The following is a 23,284-nucleotide window of genomic DNA, read 5'->3' on the forward strand; positions in this document are numbered from 1 at the left end:
CTTACTGTCCTCCCTTCAATACTTTTAGTTGTACGCCTGCTTGACGAATGGCTTCTTGAGCACCTGCCAACGCTGCTTGTTCACCTGACAAGACCACAACTAATTCTCCAACAGGAGTGCCGTCAAGGATTTCGATATTTCCATAGAGGATATTAGCCGTTACTTGGTAATGCTTGTACAATTCATTCAAAAGTGGCTCGTCTGTTGAAGCTCCAGCGTACTTGAGTTGCACTAAGAGACTGTTTTCAGACAAGTGTTCCACGATTTCTTGCTTCTCGATTTTGACCATGGCTTCGTCAATACCTGTAGCTGTTGAGATAAAGTCTTGGGTCAAGGGTTGTTTAGGGTTTGAGAAGATTTCAAGGACACTTCCCTCTTCAATCAAATGCCCATCCTGCATAACTGCAACACGGTTGGCAATGTCTTTGACAATCTGCATTTCATGCGTAATCAAGACAACTGTCAAGCCTAATTTTTGGTTCAAATCTTGTAACAAGGCCAAAATCTGCTTGGTTGTCTTCGGATCAAGGGCAGAAGTTGACTCGTCTGAAATCAAGATTTTTGGATCATTAGCTAAGGCACGCGCAATGGCTACACGCTGTTTTTGCCCACCAGATAGTTGTGAAGGGTAGTTTTCAGCACGGTCTGCCAAACCAACCAAGTCCAACAACTTAGCTACTTTAGCCTTCTTTTCTTCCTTGCTGAGTCCAGAGTGTTTAAGGGCAAAGGCTACATTCTCCTCTGCTGTCTTTTGGCTCATCAGGTTGAAATGCTGGAAAATCATTCCGATATCTTGACGTTTACGACGCAACTGCTCGGCCGTCAAGGTGACCTTACCATCAAAAATCACATCGTCATCAATGATTATTTTCCCTGCAGATGGTTTTTGCAAAAGGTTAATCACCCGTACAAGGGTTGATTTCCCTGCTCCAGAATATCCAACGATTCCGTAGATATCCCCTTCTTGGATATGAATGGTCACATCCTTGACCGCTGTGATGGTTCTCTTCTTTTGATGAAAAGTCACATCAATCTGATCTAACTTGATAATATCTCTACTCATAGCTTCTAATCAGCTCCTCTACTAATTCAATATGGGTGTAATAATCGGCGATTCGCACATTTTCATCTCCACCGTGGTCTCGGCTATTGGCATTTCCTAGACCGAAGGCCACCATTGGCACCTCCAGGGCATCAAAGACCGTATGCATAGGCCCTGTCCCAGCTGTCGTCGGCAAGACCGAAACGCCCTGTGGATAGAATTTCTTGGCCAACTCGATTACATTGAGAATGGCTGGCGCGCTCATATCGCTTCGATAGCTCATCTCTCCCAAGGTATAGTATAATTCTACCTTATCAAAGCCATTTTTGTCTAGCTGTTTCCGAATTTTTTCCAGAACATCATGCGGTTCTAGGCCAGGAACCAAACGAACCTCTAGCTTAGCACTGGCTTCTGCAGGTAATATCGTTTTGACTCCTTGTCCTTGATAACCTGACTGAATCCCTTCGATATTAAGAGCTGGCTCGAAAAAGAAACGTTTTAGAAAGTCTGCGCGGTCCTCTTGTAAGAGAGGCAATTCCAAACCATAAATCTGGCTGATTTCTCCTGGATTTCGTTGAGCATAGATATCCACCAAAGCCAATTCACGTTCATTTGGCTCTTGTACTTCTTCGTACAAACCTTCAACCAAGATACGACCATCTGCGGCACGAAGAGACTGTAGGGCTTGAAGGAGGTACCAGGGAGCTGACTCCACAACCCCACCATAACTAGAGTGGATATCCACATCAGCACTTTTAACCTTGGCATCAAAGGTCACAATCCCCTTATTTCCACCAGAAATTTCCAGCTGTTCCAAGGCATTTTTGGTTCCTTGTTCCCAGACCAATAAATCCGCACCACGGAGTTTATCCGCATGCTTTTCTAGATACTTATCCAGGTCTGTCGAAGCCGATTCCTCCGCTCCCTCCATGATAAAACTGATATTGACAGGCAGGTCATCATGGTGCTGCATGTATTTTCTCAAAGCACTCAAACGAGCTGTGATGTGACCCTTATCATCGTCAACCCCACGTCCATACATGAAGCCATTGCGCACTGAAAGAGTAAAGGGATCCTCTGTCCAGATCTGATCCCCATCCGCTGGCACAGTGTCATAGTGGTTATAGAAAATCAAGGTCTTGGCATCTGGACGCGAACTCTTGAAATGCGCCATGACAAAGGGCGCTGTATAAGTCTCATCAATCTCCACTTCAGCCCCCACACGCTTGAAAATCTCACCCAGATAGTTGGCAACTTCTTTGAGACCCACCTGTTGGGCAAAGACCGACTTCTTAGAAATCAAGGTACGCAAAACCTCAAAATAATGCTGGGCCACATGATCCTTTTCAAATTTTTCAATCTGTTCTTGTTCGCTAGGAAAAACCATATTCTCTCTACCTTTCTATGAACCTATAGTCTTCTTTACAATCCATGCTCTATACAAAAGCAAGAGGTGGAATTTTCTCTCCCACCTCCCTGTTTCTTATTACCAAACTGGTTGATCCAAACCGTCTGATGTTTCTTCGATAACTTTTTTCACTTCATCTGTATGGTAAGCTGCAACAACTTTCTTGATAGCATCAGCTTTTGGTGATGTTTCCCAATCTTTTTTCGCAACGATGATGTTGTACCATTGTTTTGAGTTTTCATCAGCTTGTTCTTTGAAAAGTGCTTTCTTGTAGTCCAATTTTGCTTCTGTAACGAAGGTATTGTTTACAACGGCAGCGTCAACTGATGACAATGAACGAGCTGTTTGGCTAGCATCCAATTCAGTGATTTTCAAGTTCTTTGGATTTTCTTTGATGTTAGCAACTGTTGCAAGAGCAGTTCCAGAAACATCCAATTTAATCAAGCCAGCTGATTGAAGCAAGTAAAGCGCACGGCTTTCGTTTGTAGCATCGTTCGGTACAGCGATTTCTCCGTTTGCTGGGATGTCTTCTACTTTAGTGTACTTGTTGTCACTTCCATTCAAACCTGAGTAAAGGCGGATTGGAGAGATATAAGTATCTGCAATCGCTACAAGGTCTTTCCCGTTTTCTTTGTTCCAGTTGTTCAAGAAGTTATAGTGTTGGAAAGCGTTCAAGTCTACTTCGCCATCAGCAGTTGCCTTGTTTGGTTGTGAGTAGTCTGTGAACTCTGTAAACTCCAAAGTAATACCGTCTTTTTTAACTAATTCTTGGACTTTATCCCAACGAGCTTCTTCAGAACCGCTACGGTTAACCGTTGCGATTTTGATAGTTGTTGCATTATCTGCTTTCTTTTCTGAGTTTCCGCAAGCTGCAAGAGTCAAACCTGCGACTGTAGCAAGGGCTGCTACACCAAGCCATTTTTTAATTTTCATGATTCTTTCTCCTTAAAAATAATACCGTACTAGTATCTCACAATTTGTTTGATTTCACAAATTGTTATTAGATAGTCAGATATATAGTTTAAAACTATATCACTAAAAATTGAGAAATCACCCACCTTACTCAGAATGGATGATTTCAAGAAATTATTTAATATCAGCTTCTGCTGGTAGATAAGTGTCTCCGAAGAATTGTTTAGACAATTTTTCAAGGGTTCCGTCTTTGTAGAGTTCTTGGATGCGTTTGTCTACAAATGTTTTCAACTCATCTTGACCTTTGGCAAGAAGTGGGTAAACGTAAGGTTGTTGGTCGCTTGGAAGTTCGATAACTTTCAAGTTGTCCAAACCTTGGTTCTTGATAACTGTTTCAACACCGATTTTATCAAAAATCTTGTAGTCAAACTGGCCATCGCTCAAACGTCCCATGATTTGTTGGAAGTCAGCTCTAGTATAGTTAAGGACAGTTGGATTATCTGAGTGTTGTTTGTTGTAGTCTTCTAACTGTTTAGCAGATGTTGTCCCTTGAACAACTTCTGTTGATTTTCCACCGATATCATCAAGCGATTTGATGCTAGAATCATCTTTTTTCACTACAAGAACGTTAGGGTTTTTAGCGGTTGGCGCTGCGTAAAGGTATTTTTCAGCACGTTCTTTAGTGTAGCTGATGTTGTTAACGGCCATTTGGTAACGGTCAGCATCAAGTCCTGCAAAGACACCTGACCACTCTGTCTTCTCAAACTTGACATCATACTTGTCAGAGTCTTTAAAGATAGCGCGAACCACTTCAATTTCATAACCAGTCAATTCACCATTTTCTTCATAGTTGAATGGTTTTGGTGAAGCATTGGTTGCAACGATAATTTCTTTCTTGCTAGCTGCTTCTCCTTCTTTCTTAGCACCACCTGAGCAAGCTGCTAGCACACCTGCAGCAACAAGCCCTAGGGCAGCAAGAGATGAGTATTTAACGATTTTTTTCATGTCATTTCCTCCAAAATAGAATACCTTATAATCTTAACAGAAAAAAAACATTTACGCCATTATATGATATCTATCTCTGTGATAGGTTTTCTTTATGGCTGATTTATACTCAATGAAAATCAAAGAGCAAACTAGGAAGCTAGCCGCAAGCTGTACTTGAGTACGGTAAGGCGACGCTGACGTGGTTTGAATTTGATTTTCGAAGAGTATTAAAAGACCAAACGCAAGACTCCAATCAAGACAACTCCAAAGAGAACTGTGCCGACTAGATTACGATAGCGAAAGGCTACCCAAGCTGTTGGAAAGACTGCTAAGAAGTCCAGCCATTTGATTTGAGGAAGGCTGCCAACCTTGCCTGTCACTACGCTTGAAAGAATCAAGGCAAAGATAATAGAAACGGGCAAGAACTTCAAAAAACGCTCAACGATTGCAGGCAAACCCTTATACTTGACCAAGATGAAGGGAATCATACGGGGAATCCAAGTCACTAAGCCAGAGAAAATAACTGCTAATAAAAGATACTTACTGACCATCTAAAACCACCCCCGTTGTACAACCAAGTAGCGTCGCAAACAGAACAGCTAGCGACTGAGACACCACTGTTAAGAGTAAAAAGAAGGACACCGCAACAACTGCTAGGATAATGAGCAGATTGCGGACAGGAATCCGTCTTTGCATAATCTGGAATTGCGAAGCAAAAATGCCGATGAACATCCCAACCAGGGCAAAATCCAAGCCAAAGATTTCTGGATTTGGCAGTAGGCCACCCAGAGCCGTTCCGACTACTGTCCCCACAAACCAAGCCACATAGCTGTTGAGATTATTTCCGTGCATCCACATAGGATTGACCTTGTCTGTATGGGCCAATTCACCCATCAAGACGCCGTAGGTCTCGTCCGTCAAGATACTAGACATACCGATATTGTGCCATAGACTAGTGTGACGGAAATAAGTTGACGCATGCAAACTCAATAAAAAGAGACGCAAATTAATCAAAAAGACCGTCATGGCAATGGCAGCTACAGGTGCTTGAACCGCAATCAAGGCCAACATGGCAAACTGGGCACTCCCAGCATAAACAAAGAGGCTCATCAAGCCCATCTCAACAGGTGTCACATAGGGCGCACCAATAATCCCACAGGCCAGTCCGATACTGACATAACCCAGGGCCGTTGGCATGGCTGCCTGCGCCCCCTCCCAAAATCCTTTTTCTTTCATCTTTCTCCTCGTATTGTCTTAATAAGTGGGCTGAATCGGTTCCAGCCACAGCATGGACTATTATAACACATTCAGGGAAGAGAAAAAAGTCTGCTGATTGTAATCAGACAGACTCTATTTTATTCCATAGTATCAAAAGCGAGACTTGGTTTGGCATTGAGGTTCAAGCCTGCGAAGTTTTCTTTGTTCCACTCGCTGACGCTGGCATAGGCAATCATGCCTGCATTGTCTCCGCATAGACGCAGTGGGGGGATGATGACCTTGACATCTGTGATTTCGGCTGCTAGGCGTTCTCTGAGGCCTTTATTGGCTGCCACGCCACCTGCCACAACCAGAGTTTTGACAGGGTATTTTTCCAAGGCTTTCTTGGTTTTAGCCATAAGAATATCCATGACTGCTGCTTGGAAGGAAGCACACAAGTCCTCTGTAGACAGACTTTCTCCCTTTTGCTCGGCATTGTGGTGAAGATTGATAAAGGCAGACTTCAAACCTGAGAATGAAAACTCTAGATTATCTTCCTTAATCATGGCACGGGGGAAATCATAAATATCCTGTCCCTGATGAGCTAGCTCATCAATCTCACGACCTGCAGGATAGGTCAAGCCCATGACACGGCCGACCTTATCATAAGCCTCACCAACCGCGTCATCTCGCGTTTCTCCAACAATCTTGTAGTCACCAGCCTCAGAAACATAAACCAACTCTGTGTGTCCACCGCTGACCAAGAGGGCTAGCAAGGGAAACTCCAAAGGCTCCACACTTTGAGCGGCCATGAGGTGACCAGCCATGTGGTTAACAGGAATCAATGGAAGTCCATGTGCCCAAGCAAAGACCTTAGCAGCTGACAAACCAACTAGTAAGGCTCCGACCAAGCCTGGTCCATAGGTAACCGCCACAGCTGTCACGTCCTCTTCGGTAATCCCTGCTTCTGCTAGTGCCTCCTCGATACAGGCTGTAATGACCTCGACATGGTGACGACTGGCTACTTCCGGCACTACGCCACCAAAACGTTTGTGACTCTCAATTTGACTAGCAATGACATTGGACAAGAGCTCATCGTCGTTTTTCAAGACGGCAACACTAGTCTCATCACAGGATGTTTCAAATGCTAAAATATATCTATCCTTCATCTATTTCTCTCTTCATGATGATGGCGTCCTCGACTGGATCATGGTAGTAGGCCTTTCTCTCAGCGATGACTGCCATCTTTTCTTTTTTGTAAAATGCTTGCGCTCGTTGGTTTGACTTTCTGACTTCGAGGAAAATCTCCTTGTCTGTCGGCAATTGAGCAAACAAGGCCGAGGCAATACCCTGGCCCTGATAGGCTCCTTTAACAGCAATTTGCAGGACTTCTGCTTCAAAAAGATTCTCCTGCACGGCTAGAAAGCCAATCACCTCTGCCCCATCATAAGCTAGAGCATACCAAGTCTGGTCTTGGGACAGGTCTGCTTGGATTTGTTCCAGCGTCCAAGGACTGACTGGGTAAACAGCTATCATAACAGCGTAGATGGCTTGAGCCAAGTCAGGTTGCTGTTGAGTTCGTTTGATTTCTATCATAGGCGTTTAATGTAGGACTCATCAGAATCGGTATGGTTCTTGAGCCAGTTTTCCTCAGCCTCAACACGTTTGAGGTAGTTCGGCACAAAGTCGTGCAAGGAATCTGCTTCCTTGTCCCAGGCCCAAAGAGCAAGATTGGCTGCATTAGGCAAGGTTTCTTTGTAATCAGTCCTTGGCAAATGTTCTTGAATCTGCTCCACAAAGGTTCCAATTTCTCCGACAAAGGTTACCTGACTAGCACCCTTGACTTTTTCTAGCACCTCTTCAAAAGATAGGTGTGCTTCTGGCATGACAGGTTTGGTATTTTCATAAAATCCTGCATAAACATTGTTGCGACGCGCATCCATCAAAGGAACGAACAGGCCTTCTTGTTGGTAGGGCACCAGAGCCAAGAGGCTCGACATACCAACTAACTCAATGTTCAGGGTATGAGCCAAAGTCTTGGCAGTTGCTACCGCAATTCGCAAACCTGTGTAGCTACCTGGCCCTTCCGCTACCACGATTCGATCCAAATCCTTGGGTGTCCAATCCAAACTTGCCATCAAAAAATCGATGGCAGGCATGAGGGTAATACTGTGATTTTTCTTGATATTAATCGTCGTCTCGGCAAGAACCTGCTTGTCCTCTAAAATAGCGAGAGAAAGAGCCTTGCTGGACGTATCAAAAGCTAATACTTTCATAACACATTCCTATCTTTTGGTCTGCTTACTATTATACTACAAAAGCTGGCACATGGGAATTTTCTTTGCCCCCAAATAAAAATGCCCCAGCATGAGCAGGGCATCTAAGCATTTAATCCAAAGTAAAATACAAACCAAACGACATAGGTTACAAGGAGGATAAAAATTGAATAGAGCGTCACAAAAGCAAGCTTCTAAAGGAATTTTTTTTGGGTGTCCCAGATATACAAACAGAGCATTCCCCCTTAGAAACAGGCTACAAAAACTATAAACACCAAGAGGCCAACCCTATCGTAAATTCAAACAAACTAAACATTCTTAATCCTACTTTTGGTATTCCTATTTTTATATAAACTGTTGACTATGTTGGTCTATCAATGTTAAAATGTAATTCAACACTGGTAGGAAAATCAGGTTGAGTCTTTGACTCTTCGGGTTGCAGTGCTATCCCTGAAACTTTGGTTTCTAAAGAACTGGAATTGCGATTGAACAATTCGCCCCCAGTGTTTGACGGCTCTTGACTTCGGTCAGGAGCTTTTTGATACTTTTAAAGTTGATTCCCTCAGTAAGTTATAGTAACATGTAAATATTGAGAGGATAACGTAGGGCGACTGGTAACAGAGCGTTCAAAGGTACCAACTTCTGGTACGAGTGTGGGACTGCCCTCAGCTTTGAGCTGTAAAAACCCCATGTGTAGATACGTCCTCTCTTTTTGATTACTCTTAAATTAAGTGCTTGTCTTTGCCTTTTAGTAAGCACTCCACTCCATCTTGCTATTTCTACATCGTTATACTTATAGATTGACTTCTTAACCTCATAGATGATAGAATTAAGTAAAGACTGAGATCGAGTTTGATTTGGTGACAAGTCATTCAGAGGTTGCGATGCATTCGCTTCAGGTAGAGGTGCTGCCACCTGGACTGCTCCAGGAAAATCCCCGAGTTTTGTCTCAGCTTTTTTATTTGCTCTCGAGATTTCTCAAGAGCTTTTTCTTTTTCGACCTAAAACAGAGACTTTTCAATATTATCCTTGAATTCTCACATATTACTCAGTGAGATCCATTACATCTCCTATGAAGTTTTTTAATTGATTATTTATATACTATATACTTTCTCAAAAATAGCATCCCAGGATATTTCTCTAATCAAGTTGTTTACTTTGCTCTTACCTGCATTATTCTTAATGGCATCACCAATTTCTTGCACGCCTAGCCCTACAACTTCGGCCATCCATAATTTTAGTTGTAAGCTCGGATATTTACGAAACTGTGTTATCCACAAGTCTTCAGCAGTTTTACCTTCATTTTTGATTTCAATTATTGTCTGAGCAAACAATGAAACATATAGATGCCATTTTTGATTTGGTTCACATTTATCATCTAAGTTCAAGTCTAAAATCGAGATATCACTCATTTTCCGCAGATAAGATAGTTCATATTCTTCAAATAAATTTTTCTCTATACAGTTTTTAAGAACTTCATAATTTTTATTATGCTGTTCATCTTTTGAAATGTATTCTCCTTGTGAAGAACAAACCTCAGCGAAATCAATATATCCAATATAGCCTCCTTTTCTTTTTTGCCCATATCCTGTTTTCATATATTCATTAGTGATGGGAGGTTTCGCCTCTTTATTAATAAAGTAGTCTCTTACTTGTTTAAATGTCGGTCTCATATCATCTCTCATTCTTTATAAATTCCTTTACACTTTCGATAATTTTATTTTTAATATTTTGATATTCATCTTCTGAAATACCTTCAAGAAAAGTAATTGTTTCTTTATATTCATTATATAAATCTTCATCAATTTCTTTTAGTTCATCAGCATATTCATCTAAAATTAATTGAAATAGCTTTTCTCTTTTTGGATTCAATGAAAACTTCGTTTCTTGAATATGTTTCATTCTGATAATAGAATAGATTTAATAACAATGTTGTCTCAACGGTTTCATTCATCTAATAATTCTCCTTATAACATTTTTCTCCATTTTAACATTGGTTCTTGACTTCGGTCAAGGGATTTTTGATGCTTTTAAAGTTGATTCCCTCAGTAAGTTATAGTAAAATATAAATATTGAGAGGATAACGTAGGGCGACTGGTAACAGAACGTTCAAAGGTACCAACTTCTGGTACAGGTTTGGGACTGCCTTCAGCTTTGAGCTGTAAAGACCCCTGACTACCATTGGTCCTCTCATTTTTTTGTTGCTCTAGATTTGAAACTGCCTCTTGACCTCAATCAAGAGTTTTTCTATTTTTTACCCCCAAACAAAAATGCCCCAGCATAAGTAGGGCATCTAAGCATTTAATCCAAAGTAAAATACAAACCAAACGACATAGGTTACGAGGAGGAGAAAAAGCGAGTAGAGAGTCACAAAGGTAATTTTCCACAAGAACTTGCTTTGTCGTTGTTCCAGTTTGGCAAATAGAAGATTTCCCGCATAAACGCAAGCAACAAAAACAATAAAAGCTACCAAGCGAGCTCCGATAGCAAAAGCAAATAAGTTATACATAGGGCAACCTCCTTGACTTAAAAACTATATGGAATTATGACAAGCAATAAATTTCACTTCCGTTATCAATATAACACATTTTTGTTTTTTTGCAAGCGTTTACTCGACGAATCGCCCCATGACTTTCTCGTTTCCGTCTTTTACTAATTTTTCATTTTGTGGTATAATTGAAATAATTGTAACGAATCAAGGTCAATCTAGACACAAAATGGAATGAAATCAAGCAAATCTATGCTAAAAGTTTGGAATAAGCTGACCTGTAAATAGAAAGGAACTATATGATTTACAAAGTTTTTTATCAAGAAACAAAAGAACGTAGCCCACGTCGTGAAACAACACGCGCACTTTACCTAGACATTGATGCCAGCTCAGAACTTGAGGGCCGTATCGCTGCTCGCCAACTTGTCGAAGAAAATCGCCCAGAGTACAACATCGAGTATATCGAACGCTTGTCTGACAAATTGCTAGATTACGAAAAAGAAACTGGCGCTTTCGAAATCACGGAGTTCTAATATGGCCTACACTCTTAAACCTGAAGAAGTCGGCGTTTTTGCCATCGGTGGTCTGGGAGAAATCGGGAAAAACACTTACGGGATTGAATACCAAGATGAGATTATCATCGTCGATGCTGGGATTAAATTCCCAGAAGATGACTTACTGGGTATCGACTATGTCATTCCTGACTACTCTTACATCGTGGACAACATCGACCGCGTCAAGGCTGTTTTGATCACACACGGACACGAGGACCACATCGGTGGGATTCCATTCCTGCTCAAGCAAGCAAATGTCCCTATCTATGCTGGACCGCTTGCCTTGGCTTTAATCCGTGGAAAACTCGAAGAACATGGCCTCTTGCGCAACGCCAAACTTTACGAAATCAATCACAATACTGAGTTGACCTTTAAAAATCTCAAGGCAACTTTCTTTAGAACGACTCACTCCATTCCAGAGCCTTTGGGGATTGTTATTCATACTCCTCAAGGGAAAATCGTCTGTACGGGTGACTTCAAGTTCGACTTCACGCCAGTTGGAGAACCTGCGGACTTGCACCGTATGGCTGCCCTTGGTGAAGAAGGCGTGCTCTGTCTCCTGTCTGACTCAACAAATGCAGAAGTGCCAACCTTTACCAACTCTGAAAAAGTCGTTGGTCAGTCCATCATGAAGATTATCCAAGGTATCGAAGGACGTATCATCTTTGCATCTTTTGCCTCAAATATCTTCCGTCTCCAACAAGCAACAGAAGCCGCTGTTAAGACTGGACGTAAGATTGCGGTCTTTGGTCGTTCGATGGAAAAGGCCATTGTCAACGGAATCGAACTTGGCTACATCAAAGCTCCTAAAGGAACCTTTATCGAGCCAAATGAAATCAAAGACTACCCTGCAGGCGAAATTCTGATCCTCTGTACAGGTAGTCAGGGCGAGCCTATGGCAGCCCTCTCTCGTATCGCCAACGGAACCCACCGCCAGGTGCAACTCCAACCAGGTGATACTGTTATCTTCTCTTCAAGTCCAATCCCTGGAAACACTACTAGCGTCAACAAACTGATTAACATCATTTCTGAAGCTGGTGTCGAAGTTATCCACGGTAAAGTTAACAATATCCATACATCTGGACACGGTGGCCAGCAAGAGCAAAAACTCATGCTCCGCTTGATTAAACCAAAATACTTCATGCCTGTCCACGGTGAATACCGCATGCAAAAAGTCCACGCTGGACTAGCGGTAGATACTGGTGTTGAGAAGGACAATATCTTTATCATGAGCAATGGTGATGTGCTCGCCCTTACTGCTGACTCAGCTCGTATCGCAGGTCATTTCAACGCCCAAGACATCTATGTCGATGGAAATCGTATCGGTGAGATCGGTGCTGCTGTCCTCAAAGATCGTCGTGATCTATCTGAAGACGGTGTCGTTCTGGCAGTCGCAACTGTTGACTTCAAATCACAGATGATTCTATCTGGTCCAGACATCCTCAGCCGAGGCTTTGTCTACATGAGAGAGTCTGGCGACTTGATTCGCCAAAGCCAACGCATCCTCTTCAATGCAATTCGTATCGCACTGAAAAATAAGGATGCTAGCGTTCAATCTGTCAATGGTGCCATTGTCAACGCTATTCGCCCCTTCCTCTATGAAAATACCGAACGTGAACCGATTATTATCCCGATGATCCTCACACCAGATGAAGAATAAAGCAAGAAAACAGCCCCGAAGACGGAGCTGTTTTTCTCTATGCTTTCTTTTGATATTAAAACTCAATAAAAATCGAAATCAGACTAGAAGGCTAGGCGAAAGCATAACTCAAGTTAGCTCCCATAGTTCGGGGAACTATGGGAGGCTGTAGATGAATCAAAGCCAAGCTTTGAACTCATTCGTAAGAGGCCGACGACGTATCATTTTGATTTTTGAAGAGTTTTAGAAATACTACGATTTTTACCTTCAAGATACACCATCAAAATAGAAATATCTGCTGGGTTTACTCCCGAAATACGGCTAGCTTGGCCGATGGTTTCTGGATTGATAAGTTTGAACTTCTGACGAGCTTCGGTTGCGATAGAATCAATGTCATCCCAATCAATATTGGCTGGAATGCGTTTTTCTTCCATGCGTTTCATCTTATCAACCTGGTCCATGGCTTTGGAAATGTAGCCTTCATACTTGATTTCTGTTTCAATCAATTCGATAATCTTGTCATCCAAGTCCTCTGCAGCTGGTCCGATAAAAGCCACCACATCTTGATAAGAAACTTCTGGGCGGCGAAGGAATTCCTTGGCTGTCACTGCATCGGTCAACGGCTTGAAGCCCATCTCCTCAACCTTGGCATTGGTTTCCTTGACTGGCTTGAGTTTGATGCTGTCTAGGCGTTTCATCTCATTTTCAAATTGATTTTTCTTAATTTCAAAACGAGCCCAGCGTTCATCGTCAACAAGGCCAATCTCACGTCCCATCTCAGTCAAACGCATATCAGCATTGTCATGGCGGAGAATGAGGCGGTATTCGGCACGACTAGTCAAAAGGCGATAAGGTTCAATCGTTCCCTTGGTCACCAAGTCGTCAATCATGACCCCAATATATCCGTCACTGCGCTTCAAAATCAACTCAGGTTTGCCTTGGATTTTCAGAGCCGCATTGATCCCAGCGATAATCCCTTGGCCAGCAGCTTCTTCGTAACCTGACGTTCCATTGGTCTGACCAGCAGTGAAAAGACCTGAGATTTTCTTGGTTTCCAGAGTCGCACGCAACTGATGAGGCAAGACCATATCATACTCAATGGCATAACCTGTTCGCATCATCTCTGCATTTTCCAAACCTTTGATGGAATGAACCAAGTCACGCTGGACATCCTCAGGCAGACTGGTTGAAAGTCCTTGAACATAGACTTCCTCAGTATTGCGCCCTTCTGGCTCAAGGAAGAGTTGGTGACGTTCCTTGTCTGCAAAGCGCACAATCTTGTCTTCAATCGATGGACAGTAACGAGGCCCCACTCCCTTGACCACACCTGTAAACATAGGCGCACGGTGGAGGTTATTTTGGATAATCTCATGACTGGTACCATTGGTATAGGTCAACCAGCATGGCACTTGGTCCTTGACATAATCCTCATCACGCGAAGTGTATGAGAAGTGATTAGGCGCTTCGTCTCCTGGCTGAATCTCTGTCACATCGTAGTTGATAGAAGAAGCCTTGACACGTGGAGGAGTTCCTGTCTTGAAACGACCAATTTCGAGACCCAATTCCTTGAGGTTGTCAGCAAGGTTAATAGAAGCCAAGCTGTGGTTAGGACCTGATGAATACTTAAGGTCTCCAATGATAATTTCCCCACGGAGGGCAGTCCCTGTCGTCACGATAACAGCCTTGGCAGCATATTCTTGATGGGTCGCTGTACGCACACCGACAACCTTGCCATCTTCCACCAAAATCTCATCAATCATGGTTTGACGAAGGGTCAGATTTTCTTGATTTTCAACTGTCTTGCGCATTTCCTTAGAGTAAAGCTCCTTGTCAGCCTGCGCACGAAGAGCACGGACAGCTGGACCTTTCCCAGTATTGAGCATCTTCATCTGGATGTAAGTCTTATCAATGGTTTTGGCCATTTCGCCACCGAGGGCATCAACTTCACGCACGACAATTCCCTTGGCAGAACCACCGATAGAGGGATTACATGGCATGAAAGCCAGCATTTCAATGTTAATGGTCGCAAGCAAGACCTTACAACCCATACGGCTAGCAGCCAAGGAAGCCTCAACCCCAGCGTGTCCCGCACCAATTACAATAATATCGTATTCTTCTGTAAAATTATAAGTCATTTCTTAACCTTTCAAAAATTTCTCGCAAATAAGGAACCAACTTCTCCTCCTCTAGAGCTTGATCCATGGTAACCCATTTAAAGTGTGTATGCTCTTCAGGATCTAATCTGATAATTGGTTTCTCCCCAACCCACTCTGCTTTATAAACTAAACGAGTAAAGACAGTATCCTTAGAGGTATCCAGTTGACTATCTTCGTGAAGAAGTTTGAGCGAACTGCTATCTAGCCTAACTCCCGCTTCTTCAATGCATTCTCTAAGAGCACCGTCTCGCGGAAGTTCACCCTTTTCAACCCCACCACCAGGAATATCCCAGTAAGTTGGATAAACGTTGGGTTCTCCTCTTTTAATTTCCGAACGCTGAATGAGCAAATAATCACCACCACTATGAACAAGTACATGGGCAATAAGCTTAACCATCATTTTCTCTCCTATTCCTCAAGATGAATGTGTCTTAGTTGGCCGTCCCAATCTGGTAGGGCTGTTTTTAGAAAGGCTGGGACTAGATTGATACCCTCAAGCTTGTCTATATCAATCCATTCACAGGGTTGCCTTTTCTCATCTTCCTGCATGGTCAATGGGGCATCTTCAAGCAAGTCCACTAGATAATGAAACTCGATATTGTGATAGGAAACATCGTCCTGTTCAAAACGATTTTCAACCACAAAAGCTAGTTGCCCAGCTTGGGCTTCGACACCCAGTTCTTCCCTCACTTCACGGACTACCGCGTCTTCCGTGCTTTCATTGACTTGAATCGCACCGCCGATAGTGTAATACTTGCCCTTATCTTTGGTGACTAGAAACTTGCGATTTTGGAGAATCAAGGCTGTCGCCCGAACACCAAAAACTGTATTTCCTACTTTTGTCCGAAAGTCTTGCTGAGTCATTCTTGTCCTTTCCCTTAAACGACACAAAAACAGTCAAAACTCCAAAGAAGTGCAGGACAAAAAAGCCTGCAACATCCATGAGCTTTGACCATCATTTCTATTGCTTTTATTATTGTAGCAAATTGAGAAAATTTGTCAATCTAAATGTACTGACAAACTTGTCCATCCCGGTAAGCATTGTCAATCAAACCACCACCTAGACACTCTTCGCCATCGTAAAAGACAACTGCCTGTCCTGGTGTAATGGCGCGTTGCGGTTCTGCAAAGATGACTTCTGCCTTGTCTCCTTTGACATGGACGGTCACCTTAGAATCAGGCTGACGGTAGCGGAATTTTGCTGTGCATTCTAGCGTAAATTCCTCTGGCATCTCACGAGTAAAGTGGACTTGACTAGCCTCTAGGCTGGTTGACATGAGCGAATCATGATAGAAACCTTGGCCTACATAGAGAATATTCTTGCTTAGATCTTTTCCGACAACGAACCAAGGTGCATTGTCACCACCATGTTGCCCACCGATACCGAGGCCGCCACGCTGACCAATCGTATAGTACATAAGACCAGCATGCTCTCCCATATCGCGACCATCCACAGTCATCATGCGACCTGGCTGAGCTGGCAGGTAGTTGCTGAGAAAGTTTTTAAAGTTCTTTTCTCCGATAAAGCAAATCCCTGTCGAGTCTTTCTTCTTAGCAGTCGCAAGTCCTGCTTCTTCTGCTAGTCTGCGAACTTCAGGCTTTTCCAAATGTCCCAGTGGGAACATGGTTTTTTGAAGTTGTTCTTGCGACAGTTGGCTGAGGAAATAGGTCTGATCCTTGCCATTATCCACACCACGAAGCATGTGAACGATGCCATCCTCATCACGCGCTACTCGAGCATAATGCCCAGTCGCCACATAGTCTGCACCCAGGGTCATGGCATAGTCCAAAAAGGCCTTAAACTTGATTTCCTTGTTACACATAACATCTGGATTTGGTGTGCGTCCTGCACGGTATTCCGCTAGGAAATACTCGAAAACGCGGTCCCAGTACTCTTTTTCAAAGTTGACAGAGTAGTAAGGAATGCCAATCTGGTCTGCCACCGCAGCCACATCCTTGTAATCTTCGGTCGCCGTACAGACGCCGTTTTCATCTGTGTCATCCCAGTTCTTCATGAAGATACCGATCACATCGTAGCCCTGCTCCTTGAGAAGAAGAGCTGTCACCGACGAATCGACACCACCACTCATCCCCACGACAACACGTGTTTTAGAGTTATCACTCATGGTAAGTCTCCCATCTATTCGTTTATTCACGATTGAAGGTCGTGTGTGCTTCACGATTGAAGGTCGCTTGAGCAGTATTCATTATAACATGCTTGGTTAGAGAAGACAAGAAAGAGGCTGATAATCTGATATTCTCTCTGATAAAAACAGAAATATAATTACAAAAAGGGCAATGAATAGTTAAATCTCGATTCTACTTATAAACTTATTTATAAAATAAGCTAAAAATGATATACTGTAATGAGGAGGAAGTCGTACATGATCCCTTTAAGATACTACCATCCATGTACGTAGTACGATTGTGAAAAACTACAAAGATATTCTAACATCAAAAAATACTATTTTTACTATCATTATTGTTGTAGGGCTTGGACTTTTAATAGGTTTAGTCATTCATCAAGAACATATCCAAGCAGAGAGAGGGAACATCGCTCTCAGCAAACAACATAAGAATGGACAAGATGTCGAACAAGTAAAAAATGCTATTAAAAACTTCAATATTGATTCTGAAACGATTATAGAGGATTGGAAAAAAATTCAAGAAGTAAAGCCTACCACTGACGAAGGCAAAAAGACATTAACAGATTTTCTTACTTCTACGGCCGATAAAATCACTAATCATTATACTGAAAAAGCTTTAAAATTGGATATAAAGGAATCCGATAGCCAGTTTGAAGATAAACAAGCACTTGAAACAGCCATCACTTCCTTACAAAAAATACTAGAAATTATTAAAAGTGTCAACTCCACAAGCGAACAAGCTACTATTGATGAAAAAATAAAACCCATTCAAGAACTGATTTCAAAATTCCAAAAGCAAGCTGAAGTCTTGACCAAAAAAGAAGAAGAACAAAAGTCTAATAAAAAAGAAACAGAAACGACTAGTAACGTTGAGGGAAGAGAAAGCTATTCTTCAGAAGGAGGTAGCTACACTCCAAACTATACTGAGTCAAATAGGAACAGATATAATTCACAAGCACCTGCAAGCGAGCAATATTCATCTGATAGTGCTAGAAGTGGGGGAAACACTGCTGTCAATACACGAGATCAAGTTACTGATACTGCAGGAGCCCAAGGAGATACGAATACCAATAATAATAGTAATAATGCTGAAGTTCCCGATGCTAACAGTAATAATCGCACTAATTCAGCTGGAGAAACTCCAGAATCTCGTCAGCCGTAAGCAATCTGTTATTACTACTATTTAAAAATTGTCTTTTGTCAAATAAAAGCACACAAAAAGAGCCATCAAAGGCTCTTTTTCTATTTCTTAATACCAACCGTTGTTAAGCCAGAAGTTTTTAGCAGCAGTCCATGAACCGTAGCGTCCTGCAACGTAAGCATCTGCTACACGTTCTTGGTTAGCAGCTGAGTAGTCACCGTTCAAGTATGAATCTGTCAATTGGTAACGTCCAATGTATTGGCCATTTGTAGCTGTATAGCTACCACCTGATTCTTTTTGAGCAATCCATTCTTTAGCTTCTGCTTCAGATCCACTTACAGTTGCAGCAGGTGCTGAAGCTTCTGTTGAAGCAACTGTTTCTTCTGCTGCAGGTGCGCTTGCCACTGGAGCTGCTTCCTCTGCTACTTCTGTAGTTTCTGCTACTGGAGCTGAAACAGTTTCATCTTGAGCAGCTGGTGCTGCATAAGTAGCTGGCGCTGGTGTTGCAACAGGCGCTACAGGGCCATCGATAACCAACTCTTGACCAACATAAATCAAATGAATGTTGTCGATGTGGTTGTTTTCTGCCAATTTCTCAACAGTTGTGTTGTGAGTTTCAGCGATTTCTGAAAGTGTATCACCTTCTTTAACAGTGTAAGTTGATGATTCTTGAGCAGATACAAATGATGGAGCAAATACTGCAAACAAGGCAGCTACTCCTGCAAGAGTTGTTTTAATCTTTTTAGTTGTTGATTTCATATTTGAAAATTCTCCTTCTTTCTATAGTTCTATCATACCCTTTAAATATTACCGTTTCTTGACACTTTTATGTAGAAATATTACAAAATTATTTTTTATTTCCCTAAATAAGCTATTTTTTGTTACAAAAGATGCTTTTTTATGCTATTTGTAGTGTAAAAAGGTTTTCATCCACAATTAAAGCCAAGACCTTCATTCTTTGATATAATAGAGATAAGAATTTTTATAAGGGGAAACTGATGAAATCACTTCGTTTTCAATCTGTCTTTGATATCATCGGACCAGTTATGATTGGCCCATCTAGTAGCCATACAGCTGGTGCTGTCCGTATTGGGAAGATTGTCTCTTCCATTTTTGATGATACTCCGACAGAAGTCGAATTCCAACTATTTAACTCATTTGCCAAAACCTATCGAGGTCACGGAACAGACCTAGCTCTTGTTGCAGGTATTTTGGGCATGGATACAGATGATCCTGAAATCCCAAACAGTCTGGAAATTGCCCACAAGCGTGGTATCAAGATTGTCTGGACTATTCAGAAAGACAGCAATGCCCCTCACCCTAACACTACTAAAATCACCGTTAAAAATGCCCATAAAACTATCAGTGTGACTGGTATTTCTATCGGTGGAGGGAATATTCAGGTAACCGAACTCAATGGCTTTGCTGTCTCTCTTAATATGAATACACCAACTATCATCATCGTTCATCAAGATATTCCAGGTATGATTGCCCTTGTTACGGAGGCACTCTCCCGCTATGATATCAATATCGCCCAGATGAATGTCACTCGTGAAAAAGCTGGTGAAAAAGCTATTATGATTATCGAAGTTGACAGTCGCAACTGTGATGAGGCTATCGAAGAAATTCGAAAAATCCCTCATCTCCACAATGTCAATTTCTTTAAATAGGAGGAAGCATGTTTTATTCTATCAAAGAATTGGTCGAGCAAGCAGATCTGGACTTTCAAGGAAATGTCGCAGAACTCATGATTACAACAGAGTTTGAATTGACCGGTCGCGAACGTGAAGAAGTCTTCCTTCTCATGGAACGCAATCTGGAAGTCATGAAAGCCTCTGTCCAACTCGGCCTCAATGAAAATAAATCTCGTAGTGGCCTGACAGGTGGAGATGCTGCCAAATTGGATCACTACATTAAAAACGGAAAAACTCTGTCAGATTACACGATTCTCTCTGCTGCCCGAAATGCTATCGCAGTCAATGAACACAATGCTAAAATGGGCTTGGTCTGCGCTACTCCAACTGCTGGAAGTGCTGGCTGTCTCCCTTCCGTTCTCACTGCTGCTATTGAAAAATTAGACCTCAGCCACGAGCAACAGCTGGATTTCCTCTTTGCTGCCGGTGCCTTTGGACTAGTCATCGCAAATAATGCCTCTATCTCAGGTGCTGAAGGTGGCTGTCAGGCCGAGGTTGGTTCGGCCTCTGCTATGAGTGCTGCAGCCTTGACTCTAGCTGCCGGTGGAACACCTTATCAGGCCAGTCAGGCCATTGCCTTTGTCATTAAAAATATGCTGGGCCTTATCTGTGACCCTGTTGCCGGCTTGGTCGAAGTTCCCTGTGTCAAACGTAATGCCATGGGAGCCAGCTTTGCCTTCATCGCAGCAGACATGGCCCTGGCAGGTATCGAATCTAAAATTCCTGTGGATGAAGTTATCGATGCCATGTACCAAGTGGGGTCAAGCATGCCAACTGCCTTTCGTGAAACAGCTGAAGGTGGACTCGCTGCCACCCCTACTGGTCGTCGCCTGCAAAAAGAAATTTTCGGAGAATAAGCTTATCAAATAGGAGAAACCATGACCTCTATCACAGCGATTTTTTTCGATCTGGACGGAACCCTCGTTGATAGTTCTATCGGGATTCACAATGCCTTTACTCATACCTTTAAGGAGCTGGGAGTGCCTAGTCCTGATACCAAAACTATTCGTGGTTTTATGGGACCGCCCCTTGAAAGTAGTTTTGCGACCTGCCTGCCCAAAGAACAAATTTCTGAGGCCGTGCAGATATACCGTTCTTACTACAAGGCAAAAGGCATCCATGAAGCTCAACTCTTTCCTCAGATTGTAGACTTGCTTGAGAAATTATCGAGCAATTACCCTCTTTATATCACCACTACAAAGAATACTCCAACCGCTCAAGACATGACTAAAAACTTAGGAATCTATCATTTCTTTGATGGCATTTATGGTTCCAGCCCTGAAGCACCCCATAAGGCAGATGTCATTCGCCAAGCCTTGCAGACACATCAACTAGCACCGGAACAAACCATCATCATCGGAGATACCAAGTTTGATATGCTTGGAGCTCAAGAAACAGGCATTCAGAAATTGGCCGTCACTTGGGGATTTGGAGAGCAAGCAGACTTGCTAAACTATCAACCTGATTATATCGCCCACAAACCCATAGAAGTTTTGGAGTATTTTCAATAACATAGACTGGACAACGACTCCATTCCAGAAGAAAATGGAGCAAGTCTCTACATAACAAAACGCATATTACCAAGATTCTTCAGACCTGATAATATGCGTTTTTCTTTTTTATTCAACGTGGGTTGTTTGATTGGCAAAGGCGATAATAGCTTGCTTCAACTCATCTCCACTAAGAGTGCGGAACTCTTCAATCTTTTGATCGATGGCTTCTAGAGGCATGACATTGACCTTACCCACGAAAATCTTATCCATAACTTGGTTATCAACGAGTTCGGTTGATACCAAGAGTTCTTCGTAGAGTTTTTCACCTGGACGGATTCCAACTTCAACAATTGGAATTTCGCTTTCGGTGTGTCCACTTAGAAGGACCATTTTCTTGGCCAAGTCATAAATCTTGACTGGTTTACCCATATCAAGGATAAAGACTTCTCCATCTTTAGCATAAGCACCAGCATGGATGACCAGACGGCTAGCTTCTGGAATAGTCATAAAGTAACGGGTCATGCGGAAATCTGTCACCGTTACAGGCCCACCTTCAGCAATCTGACGTTCAAAGACTGGAATCACACTACCACGGCTACCAAGTACATTCCCAAAACGAACTGCACAGTAGGTTGATTGGCTACGTTGGTTAAAGCCAGTGACAATCAACTCAGCCACGCGCTTGGTTGCTCCCATAACATTTGGTGGATTAACCGCCTTATCTGTCGAAATCATAACCATCTTAGGTACTTTAGCTTCATCAACAGCCTTAGCAACATTATAAGTTCCACGAATATTGTTTTTGAAGGCTTCTTTTGGATTGCGCTCCATCATAGGAACGTGCTTGTGGGCTGCCGCATGATAAACAATAGCTGGCTTGTACTGCTCAAAGACTTGCAACAAACGGTCATAGTCTTGAATATCGGCAATAACTGGTACATAATCAATCCCTTGGAACTTGCGAATCAATTCATGATAAACAAGGTAGATTGAATTTTCCCCATGACCGAGCAAAACGATGCGTTCAGGATTGAAACGACTAACTTGGCGACAGATTTCAGAACCGATTGAGCCACCAGCACCTGTAACCAAGATTGTCTTACCTGTCAGTTCTGCGCCCAGACGCGATTCATCAAGACGAATTTCCTGACGTCCCAAAAGGTCTGTAATATCAATTTTTTGGAAGCCAGTACCTGCTTGGTGAAGTCCCTGAACAACGGTTTCAACCTTAGGCATCTTGTAACATTTGACACCCAGCTTATTACACATCTGTAAGATACGTTCATATTCTGACGGGTCAAGCGACGGAATCGCAACGATAACACGCTCGATTTGATGGCGTTTGGCTAATTCAGGCAGATCATCATATGAACCCAAAACAGGGATTCCACCAAGTTTTTGGCCCTTTTTCTTCGCATCCTTATCCAAAATACCGACAAGTTCTAATTCACTAGTTGGATGTTGGTAACTATCCATAAAGAGAGCTCCACCATCACCGGCACCAATTAAGAAGGTCCGACGGTGTTCTCCATCACCACTTCCCTTTTTGCGTTTAGAGTAGATTAACTGCCAAGTAATCCGTGGCAATAAAATTAAGAAAGTACTCAACAAGATAAAGAGCACGATAAAACGGATGGAGAAGAGAGGCAAGAAGGCATAGCAGATACTATATGACAAGATACTGCTAGCAGTCACACCAAAAAAGATTTTCATGAAATCCGTAATCTTGCTGTAACGACTAATACTAGCGTTCAACCCCCAAAATCCAATCATCAATTGATAGAACAGGAAGGCCAAACTCGTATAGATAATGTAGTCAACAGGTGCTGGATTAATCAAGCCGTAGAATAAAATATAAGATACAATGATGGAAACCACCATACTCAAAATATCAAATATTCCCCAGAAAACCTGTTTTTGTTGTTTATTTAAAATTTCCACCAGATCAATCACATAATCTGTGAGTTTTTTATTCATAGAAATTTACTCCTCCTTAAAAGAGCTGGATGATTATACTCAATGAAAATCAAAGAGCAAACTAGGAAACTAGCCGCAGGCTGTACTTGAGTACGGCAAGGCGACGTTGACGCGGTTTGAATTTGATTTTCGAAGAGTATTATATTGTTATTATAACACTTTTTATCCAGTTT

Annotated in this window: 24 protein-coding genes; 6 read left to right on the plus strand and 18 right to left on the minus strand. The window is 42.4% G+C overall.

Annotated features, from left to right (window positions below):
• Nucleotide 1 precedes the first annotated feature (1 nt).
• The 12 genes from O3616_RS01105 to O3616_RS01160 all read right to left on the minus strand — a co-directional run bounded on the left by O3616_RS01105 (nucleotide 2) and on the right by O3616_RS01160 (nucleotide 10,331).
• A complete protein-coding gene (locus O3616_RS01105) occupies nucleotides 2-1,063 on the minus strand; it encodes a methionine ABC transporter ATP-binding protein (RefSeq protein WP_371637857.1) in 1,062 nt (353 codons plus the stop codon).
• Nucleotides 1,056-2,429, minus strand: coding sequence for a M20/M25/M40 family metallo-hydrolase (locus O3616_RS01110; RefSeq protein WP_261058673.1), 1,374 nt, complete (start codon nucleotides 2,427-2,429; stop codon nucleotides 1,056-1,058). The genes O3616_RS01105 and O3616_RS01110 overlap by 8 nt, the downstream gene beginning before the upstream one ends.
• A gap of 99 nt (nucleotides 2,430-2,528) precedes the next feature.
• Nucleotides 2,529-3,383, minus strand: coding sequence for a MetQ/NlpA family ABC transporter substrate-binding protein (locus O3616_RS01115; RefSeq protein ID WP_371637859.1), 855 nt, complete (start codon nucleotides 3,381-3,383; stop codon nucleotides 2,529-2,531).
• Nucleotides 3,384-3,536: 153 nt separating this feature from the next.
• Entirely contained in the window at nucleotides 3,537-4,367 is an 831-nt protein-coding gene (locus O3616_RS01120; RefSeq protein ID WP_020901826.1) for an amino acid ABC transporter substrate-binding protein, read from the minus strand.
• Between the two features lie 209 nt (nucleotides 4,368-4,576).
• Nucleotides 4,577-4,900, minus strand: a complete 324-nt coding sequence (locus O3616_RS01125; protein ID WP_020901825.1) for an AzlD domain-containing protein — start codon at nucleotides 4,898-4,900, stop codon at nucleotides 4,577-4,579.
• Nucleotides 4,890-5,585, minus strand: coding sequence for an AzlC family ABC transporter permease (locus O3616_RS01130; protein ID WP_080978381.1), 696 nt, complete (start codon nucleotides 5,583-5,585; stop codon nucleotides 4,890-4,892). The genes O3616_RS01125 and O3616_RS01130 overlap by 11 nt, the downstream gene beginning before the upstream one ends.
• Before the next feature lie 119 nt (nucleotides 5,586-5,704).
• Nucleotides 5,705-6,715, minus strand: a complete 1,011-nt coding sequence (gene tsaD, locus O3616_RS01135) for a tRNA (adenosine(37)-N6)-threonylcarbamoyltransferase complex transferase subunit TsaD (protein ID WP_371637860.1) — start codon at nucleotides 6,713-6,715, stop codon at nucleotides 5,705-5,707.
• Nucleotides 6,705-7,142, minus strand: a complete 438-nt coding sequence (gene rimI, locus O3616_RS01140) for a ribosomal protein S18-alanine N-acetyltransferase (protein ID WP_371637861.1) — start codon at nucleotides 7,140-7,142, stop codon at nucleotides 6,705-6,707. The genes tsaD and rimI overlap by 11 nt, the downstream gene beginning before the upstream one ends.
• Nucleotides 7,139-7,822, minus strand: a complete 684-nt coding sequence (gene tsaB, locus O3616_RS01145) for a tRNA (adenosine(37)-N6)-threonylcarbamoyltransferase complex dimerization subunit type 1 TsaB (RefSeq protein WP_371637862.1) — start codon at nucleotides 7,820-7,822, stop codon at nucleotides 7,139-7,141. The genes rimI and tsaB overlap by 4 nt, the downstream gene beginning before the upstream one ends.
• A 1,094-nt stretch (nucleotides 7,823-8,916) precedes the next feature.
• Nucleotides 8,917-9,507 (minus strand): hypothetical protein, encoded by a 591-nt coding sequence (locus O3616_RS01150; protein ID WP_371637863.1) that lies wholly within the window; start codon nucleotides 9,505-9,507, stop codon nucleotides 8,917-8,919.
• Entirely contained in the window at nucleotides 9,497-9,694 is a 198-nt protein-coding gene (locus O3616_RS01155) for a hypothetical protein (RefSeq protein WP_371637864.1), read from the minus strand. The genes O3616_RS01150 and O3616_RS01155 overlap by 11 nt, the downstream gene beginning before the upstream one ends.
• Nucleotides 9,695-10,115: 421 nt before the next feature.
• Complete coding sequence (locus O3616_RS01160; RefSeq protein WP_224218121.1) at nucleotides 10,116-10,331, minus strand: hypothetical protein; 216 nt, start codon at nucleotides 10,329-10,331, stop codon at nucleotides 10,116-10,118.
• A 278-nt stretch (nucleotides 10,332-10,609) separates the two neighbouring features.
• Here O3616_RS01160 and O3616_RS01165 point away from each other — a divergent pair, with 278 nt between their 5' ends.
• Both O3616_RS01165 and rnjA read left to right on the plus strand, forming a co-directional pair.
• Nucleotides 10,610-10,843: a DNA-dependent RNA polymerase subunit epsilon gene (locus tag O3616_RS01165; RefSeq protein ID WP_000639575.1), complete on the plus strand. Its 234-nt coding sequence runs from the start codon at nucleotides 10,610-10,612 to the stop codon at nucleotides 10,841-10,843.
• A 1-nt stretch (nucleotide 10,844) separates the two neighbouring features.
• Nucleotides 10,845-12,524, plus strand: coding sequence for a ribonuclease J1 (gene rnjA / locus O3616_RS01170; RefSeq protein ID WP_004263010.1), 1,680 nt, complete (start codon nucleotides 10,845-10,847; stop codon nucleotides 12,522-12,524).
• A gap of 200 nt (nucleotides 12,525-12,724) precedes the next feature.
• Here rnjA and mnmG read toward each other — a convergent pair whose 3' ends face one another.
• The 4 genes from mnmG to mnmA all read right to left on the minus strand — a co-directional run bounded on the left by mnmG (nucleotide 12,725) and on the right by mnmA (nucleotide 16,785).
• Nucleotides 12,725-14,638, minus strand: a complete 1,914-nt coding sequence (gene mnmG, locus O3616_RS01175; protein WP_049491213.1) for a tRNA uridine-5-carboxymethylaminomethyl(34) synthesis enzyme MnmG — start codon at nucleotides 14,636-14,638, stop codon at nucleotides 12,725-12,727.
• Nucleotides 14,628-15,059, minus strand: a complete 432-nt coding sequence (locus O3616_RS01180) for an NUDIX hydrolase (RefSeq protein ID WP_000989471.1) — start codon at nucleotides 15,057-15,059, stop codon at nucleotides 14,628-14,630. The genes mnmG and O3616_RS01180 overlap by 11 nt, the downstream gene beginning before the upstream one ends.
• A gap of 8 nt (nucleotides 15,060-15,067) precedes the next feature.
• On the minus strand, nucleotides 15,068-15,523 hold the full coding sequence (locus tag O3616_RS01185) for an NUDIX hydrolase (protein WP_371637865.1): 456 nt from the start codon (nucleotides 15,521-15,523) through the stop codon (nucleotides 15,068-15,070).
• A gap of 140 nt (nucleotides 15,524-15,663) precedes the next feature.
• A complete protein-coding gene (mnmA, locus tag O3616_RS01190) occupies nucleotides 15,664-16,785 on the minus strand; it encodes a tRNA 2-thiouridine(34) synthase MnmA (RefSeq protein ID WP_001282946.1) in 1,122 nt (373 codons plus the stop codon).
• Nucleotides 16,786-17,086: 301 nt separating this feature from the next.
• On the opposite strand from mnmA, the gene O3616_RS01195 reads away from it, so the two are divergent.
• Nucleotides 17,087-17,968, plus strand: a complete 882-nt coding sequence (locus tag O3616_RS01195; protein WP_371637866.1) for a hypothetical protein — start codon at nucleotides 17,087-17,089, stop codon at nucleotides 17,966-17,968.
• Between the two features lie 87 nt (nucleotides 17,969-18,055).
• Here the strand turns inward: O3616_RS01195 and O3616_RS01200 are convergent, their stop codons facing one another.
• The gene (locus O3616_RS01200; protein ID WP_371637867.1) at nucleotides 18,056-18,706 is read right to left on the minus strand and encodes a LysM peptidoglycan-binding domain-containing protein; all 651 of its coding nucleotides are present in this window, start codon (nucleotides 18,704-18,706) and stop codon (nucleotides 18,056-18,058) included.
• A gap of 239 nt (nucleotides 18,707-18,945) precedes the next feature.
• Here O3616_RS01200 and sdaAB point away from each other — a divergent pair, with 239 nt between their 5' ends.
• Genes sdaAB through O3616_RS01215 form a run of 3 tightly spaced genes read left to right on the plus strand, consistent with a single transcriptional unit; the run spans nucleotide 18,946 to nucleotide 21,152 of the window.
• Nucleotides 18,946-19,617, plus strand: a complete 672-nt coding sequence (sdaAB, locus tag O3616_RS01205; RefSeq protein WP_000838909.1) for an L-serine ammonia-lyase, iron-sulfur-dependent subunit beta — start codon at nucleotides 18,946-18,948, stop codon at nucleotides 19,615-19,617.
• 8 nt (nucleotides 19,618-19,625) lie between these two features.
• On the plus strand, nucleotides 19,626-20,498 hold the full coding sequence (gene sdaAA / locus O3616_RS01210; protein ID WP_049509903.1) for an L-serine ammonia-lyase, iron-sulfur-dependent, subunit alpha: 873 nt from the start codon (nucleotides 19,626-19,628) through the stop codon (nucleotides 20,496-20,498).
• A gap of 21 nt (nucleotides 20,499-20,519) precedes the next feature.
• Entirely contained in the window at nucleotides 20,520-21,152 is a 633-nt protein-coding gene (locus O3616_RS01215; protein WP_049509901.1) for an HAD family hydrolase, read from the plus strand.
• Between the two features lie 108 nt (nucleotides 21,153-21,260).
• Here the strand turns inward: O3616_RS01215 and O3616_RS01220 are convergent, their stop codons facing one another.
• Nucleotides 21,261-23,111: a nucleoside-diphosphate sugar epimerase/dehydratase gene (locus O3616_RS01220; protein ID WP_070842100.1), complete on the minus strand. Its 1,851-nt coding sequence runs from the start codon at nucleotides 23,109-23,111 to the stop codon at nucleotides 21,261-21,263.
• Between the last annotated feature and the right edge of the window lie 173 nt (nucleotides 23,112-23,284).

It is taken from the genome of Streptococcus sp. 27098_8_86 (assembly GCF_041432595.1).
In the GTDB taxonomy this organism is placed as follows: Bacteria; Bacillota; Bacilli; order Lactobacillales; family Streptococcaceae; genus Streptococcus; species Streptococcus pneumoniae_F.